Origin of the sequence: Collimonas humicola (genome assembly GCF_018304945.1) — a bacterium.
In the GTDB taxonomy this organism is placed as follows: Bacteria; Pseudomonadota; Gammaproteobacteria; order Burkholderiales; family Burkholderiaceae_D; genus Collimonas; species Collimonas humicola.
On record NZ_JAGQEE010000017.1, the window covers coordinates 1 to 5,407 of the forward strand.

Consider the following 5,407-nt stretch of genomic DNA (forward strand, 5'->3'; position numbering starts at 1 on the left):
AGCGGCACATAGGCGGCGCCGCACTTGAGGATCGCCAGTTCGGCGACAATCAGCGGCAGGCTACGCTCCAGCTGCAGCGCCACCCGGTCGTTGCGCCTGACGCCCAGCTGCCGCAGGTGATGCGCCAACTGGTTGGCCTGGCGGTTGAGCTCGGCATAACTCAACTGATGGGCGCCATGCACCGCCGCGACCGCGTCCGGCGTGCGCGCCGCCTGCGCCTCGAACAGTTGCGGCAGCAAGGGCGCCGGATTGGCGGCGTCGGTCTGGTTCCAGCTCTTCATTATCCGGTGGCGCTCTGCTGCGCTCATCAGCGGCAGATCTGCGATCTGCCGGCTGTCGTCGCCGACCATTGCTTGCAGCAGGCATTGCCAATAGCCCAGGTAGCGCTCGACGGTGCTGCGTTCGAACAAGGCAGTGGCATACTCAAGCACGCCGGCAATCACATCGCCCGACTCTTCCAGCGACAAGGTCAGGTCGAATTTGGCGGTCACTTGCTTGTAAGGCAGATGCGTCAGCTCCAGGCCGGGCAGCTGCAGCTTGCCTTGCGGCGCGTTCTGCCACGCAAACATGACCTGGAACAAGGGACTATGCGCCATGCTGCGCACCGGATGGGTATGTTCGACCACCTGTTCGAACGGAATGTCCTGATGTTGCTGTGCCGCGAGCGACTGTTGCTTGACGTGTTCCAGCAACGTGCCTACCGTCGCCTTTTCCGGCAGGTGGATACGCAGCGCCAGCGTGTTGACGAAGAAGCCGATCAAGCCTTCCACTTCCTGCTGGCTGCGGTTCGCCGTCGGCGTGCCGATGACCACGTCGTCCTGTCCCGCCAGGCGCCCCAGCAGCAGGGCCCAGCTGCTCAGCAGCGTCATGTGCAAGGTGCTGCCGTGGCGATGGCTCAAGGTCTTGAGTTTTTTAGTCAGCTCTTGATCCAGCGCCGTCGCTACCCAGGCGCCGGCATAGTCCTGTTGCAGCGGACGGGAATAATCGGTCGGCAATTCCAGCAAGCTCGGCGCGCCCGCCAGGTTTTCTTTCCAGTACGCGGTCTGCTGTTCCAGCACCGCGCCGCTCATCCAGCGCCGCTGCCACGCAGCGTAATCCGGATACTGCACCGCCAGCGGCGGCAAGGGATCGTGCTCGCCCTGCCGGTAGGCGCTGTACAGCGCGCTGATTTCATTGAGCAGCACTGCGATCGACCAGCCGTCCGAAACGATATGGTGCATCGTGATCAGCAGCGTATGCCGGGTGCGCGTCTCCTGCAGCAGGCGGCCGCGGATCAGCGGTCCTTGCGCCAGGTCGAACGGCGCCGCCGCTTCTTCCGCGATCAGGCGTTCCCGCTCTGCGTCGCGCTCCGGATGATGCCGCAAGTCGTGTTCCAGCAGTTGGAAATGGCTGAGGTCCGCCGCCTTGACGCGCTGTATTGCATCGCTGCCTTCGGCGGCGGCAAAGCTGGTGCGCAGCGCTTCGTGGCGGAATACCAGGCGCTCCAGCGCCTGCACCAGGGCAACCCGGTCGAGCTCGCCGCGCAGCTGCAAGGCCAGCGGAACATGATAGGCCTGGCGCACCTCGCCCATCTGCTCCAGGAACCATAGCCGCTGCTGGGCAAACGACAGCTGCTCCCGTTCGGCGCCGCTGGCGCTTGTGATCAGCGGCCGGATGCCGGTATCGCTGCCGGACAGACCGGCGGCGAAGTCGGCAAGGAACGGATGCATGAAGACGGCGCTCAGCGCCACCTCGACGCCGAATGCTTGCCGCAGCCGCGAGATCATCTGCACCGCCAGCAGCGAATGGCCGCCGAGCGAGAAGAAGTTGTCGTGACGGCCGACGCGCTCGATTTTCAGCAATTCCGACCAGATCGCCGCCAGCGCGATTTCCGTCTCGCCCAGCGGCGCGGCATATTCATTGGCTGCATAGGCAGCGCCATCCGGGGCCGGCAGGTTCTTGCGGTCCAGCTTGCCGTTCGCCGTCAGCGGCAAGGCCGCCAGCGCGACGTATGCCGCCGGCACCATGTAGTCCGGCAGATTGACGCTCAGATGCGCGCGCAAGATTTCCGCATCGACTTCGTCCTTGTCAACGCAACTGCGCACGAAATAGGCCACCAGCCGCTTCTCGCCCGGGATGTCTTCCCGCGCAATCACCACGGCCTCGCGGATCGCTGCGTGCATCGCCAGTTGCGCCTCGATCTCGCCCAGCTCGATGCGGAAGCCGCGGATCTTGACCTGGAAGTCGTTGCGGCCCTGGTACAGCAGGTTGCCGTCGGCCTGCCAGCGCGCCAGATCGCCGGTCTTGTACAAGCGCGCTCCCGGCACTTGCGAAAAGCGGTCGGCGATGAAACGCTGCGCGCTCAGCTCCGGCTGGTTCAGGTAGCCGCGTGCGACCTGCACGCCGCCGATATGCAGCTCGCCGGCGACGCCAAGCGGCACCGGTTCGCCCAGCGCATCGAGAACGTAAATGCTGGTGTTGGCGATCGGCTTGCCGATAGGAATTGCGCTCCTGGCGTCTCCGGCGACGCAAGTCCATGCCGTCACGTCCACTGCGGCTTCGGTAGGCCCGTACAGATTATGCAGCTGGGCATGCGGCAGCAGTGCATGGAAATTTTGCGCCAGCGATGCCGGCAGCGCCTCGCCGCTGCACATCACCCGCACAATGCTGCGGCAGGCGGCGGCCTGGCCATGGGCGGCAAACACCTGCAGCATGGAGGGCACGAAGTGCAGCGTGGTGACGCCGGCAGCGCGGATGAGCTCGCTCAGGTAGGCCGGATCCTTGTGCCCCTCCGGTTTGGCCATCACCAGCTTGGCGCCGGTCATCAGCGGCCAGAAGAATTCCCACACCGAGACGTCGAAACTGAAAGGCGTCTTTTGCAGCACCACGTCGTCCCGCTGCAGTCCATAAGCCTGTTGCATCCACAGCATGCGGTTGACCACGCCGCGATGCTCGTTCATCACGCCTTTCGGCTTGCCGGTCGAGCCGGAGGTGTAGATCACGTACGCCAGGTCGGACGGCGCCAGGTGGCTGCTGTCGGGATTGTGCTCCGGATAAGCGGCCCAGCTGGGCGCTTGCAAATCCAGCAGCGGCAACTCCGGTGCGATCGACGCCCGCACCTGTTGCCAGCCGCCTGCAATCCCGGCCTGCGTCAGCACCACGCGCGGCGCGCTGTCGCTCAGCATGTGCGCCAGGCGATCCGCCGGGTAGGCCGGATCCAGCGGCACGTAGGCCGCCCCTGCCTTCAGCACGCCCAGCAAGGCAACCACCATCTGCAGGCTGCGCTCGGCGCAGATCGCCACCCTGTCGTCCGGCTTGACGCCCAGTCCGCGCAGGTAGTGCGCCAGCTGGTTGGCCTGACGGTTCAGTTCGGCATAGCTCAGCTGTTGCCCGTCCTGCTCCACCGCCACCGCATCCGGCGTACGCGCGGCCTGCGCTTCGCACAGCTGATGCAGCAGGGACTCGCGCTCCGGATAGTCCACCTCGGTCGCATTCCACGCCGCCAGCGCCTGCCGTTCCGTCTCGCCCAGCAGCGGCAGGCTGGCGATCTGCCGCGCATCGTCGCTGACCATCGCTTCCAGCAGACGGCGCCAATAGCCGAGATAGCGCTCCACAGTGGCTTGTTCAAACAAGGCGGCGGCATATTCCAGCGAACCGGCGACCGCATCGCCCGCTTCGCCCAGCGACAAGGTGAGGTCGAATTTCGCCGTCACTTGCCTGAGCGACAGCGGCGTCAGCTCCAGGCCTGAAAGCTGCAGCCTGCCTTGCGGCGCGTTCTGCCAGGCGAACATCACCTGGAACAAGGGGCTGTGCGCCATGCTGCGCACCGGATTGGCATGTTCCACTACCTGTTCGAACGGGATTTCCTGATGATGCTGGGCTGCCAGCGACTGCTGCTTCACGTGCTCCAGCAGAGCTGCCACCGTAGCCTGTTCCGGCAGATGGATGCGCAGCGCCAGCGTATTGACGAAGAAGCCGATCAGGCCCTCGACTTCCTGCACGCTGCGATTCGCCGCCGGCGTGCCGATGACCACATCGTCCTGTCCCGCCAGCCGGCCCAGCAGCAGTGCCCAGCTGCTCAGCAGCGTCATATACAGGGTGATGCCGTGGCGCTGGCTCAGGACCTTCAGTTTGCGCGTCAGTGCGGCGTCCAGCGTTGTCTCAATGCTGGCGCCGGCATAGTCTTGCTGCGCCGGCCGCGGATAGTCGGTCGGCAGTTCCAGCAGGGTCGGAGCCCCTGCCAGGCTCTGTTTCCAGTAGGCGGCCTGCTGTTCCAGCACGGCGCCGCTCATCCAGCGCCGCTGCCATGCCGCGTAATCCGGATACTGTACCGCCAGGGCTGGCAGCGGATCATGCTGCCCCAGCAGGTAGGCGTTGTAGAGTGCGCTGATTTCATCCAGCAGCAGCCCGGTCGACCAGCCGTCCGAAACGATATGATGAGTGGTGATCAGCAGCGTGTGCTGGGTCCGCGTCTCTTGCAGCAGGAGGCCGCGGATCAAGGGGCCCCGAGCCAGATCGAAAGGCCTGGATGCCTCTTCGGCAAGCAGGCGCTCGCGTTCCTCCTCGCGTTCCGGATGATGGCGCAAATCGTGTTCCAGCAGCTGGAAATGACTAAGTTCCGCCGCCGCGACGCGCTGTATTGCAGCTTGGCCTTCCCTGGCGACAAAGCTGGTGCGCAATGCTTCATGGCGGAACACCAGCCGCTCCAGCGCCTGCACCAGGGCCACCCGGTCAAGTTCGCCGCGCAGCTGCAAGCCCAGCGGAATGTGATAGGCATGGCTGACTCCGCCCATCTGCTCCAGGAACCACAAGCGTTGCTGCGCAAACGACAATTGCTCGCGCTCTGCTGCGCTGGCGGCTGTCAGCGGCGGCCGGACGCTGGACGGGCCGGCCAGCAGCTGCGCGGAGAAGTCCTGCAGCACCGGATGCGCAAACAAGGTGCTGATCGCCACCTCGATATCGAACGCCTGCCGGATGCGCGAAATCATCTGCACCGCCACCAGCGAATGGCCGCCGAGCGAGAAAAAATTGTCGTAGCGGCCGATGCGCTCGACCCGCAGCAGCTGTGACCAGATCGCCGCCATGGCAGCTTCCGTTGCGCCTTCGGGCGCCGCATAGCCGCTCACTGCAAATGCCTCCGCCTCGGGCGCCGGCAGCTTCTTGCGGTCCACCTTGCCATTGGCTGTCAGCGGCAGCTCTGCCAGCGCAACATAAGCTGCCGGCACCATGTACTCGGGCATGCCGGCGCTCAGGTAGGCGCGCAGCGCTGCCGCGTCGATCTCTTCATTGACGACGATATACGCCGCCAGGCGCTTGTCGCCAGGATTGTCCTCGCGCGCAATCACCACTGCCTCGCGGATCGCCGGATGCAAGGCCAGCCGCGCTTCAATCTCGCCCAATTCAATGCGGAAGCCGCGGATCTTGACCT

1 protein-coding gene is annotated in these 5,407 nt (G+C 65.1%); it reads right to left on the reverse strand.

The genetic code is table 11. The features are described from left to right. Positions 1-5,407: non-ribosomal peptide synthetase (locus tag KHU30_RS24960; RefSeq protein ID WP_211445288.1), on the reverse strand; the 5,407-nt coding region annotated here is incomplete at both ends.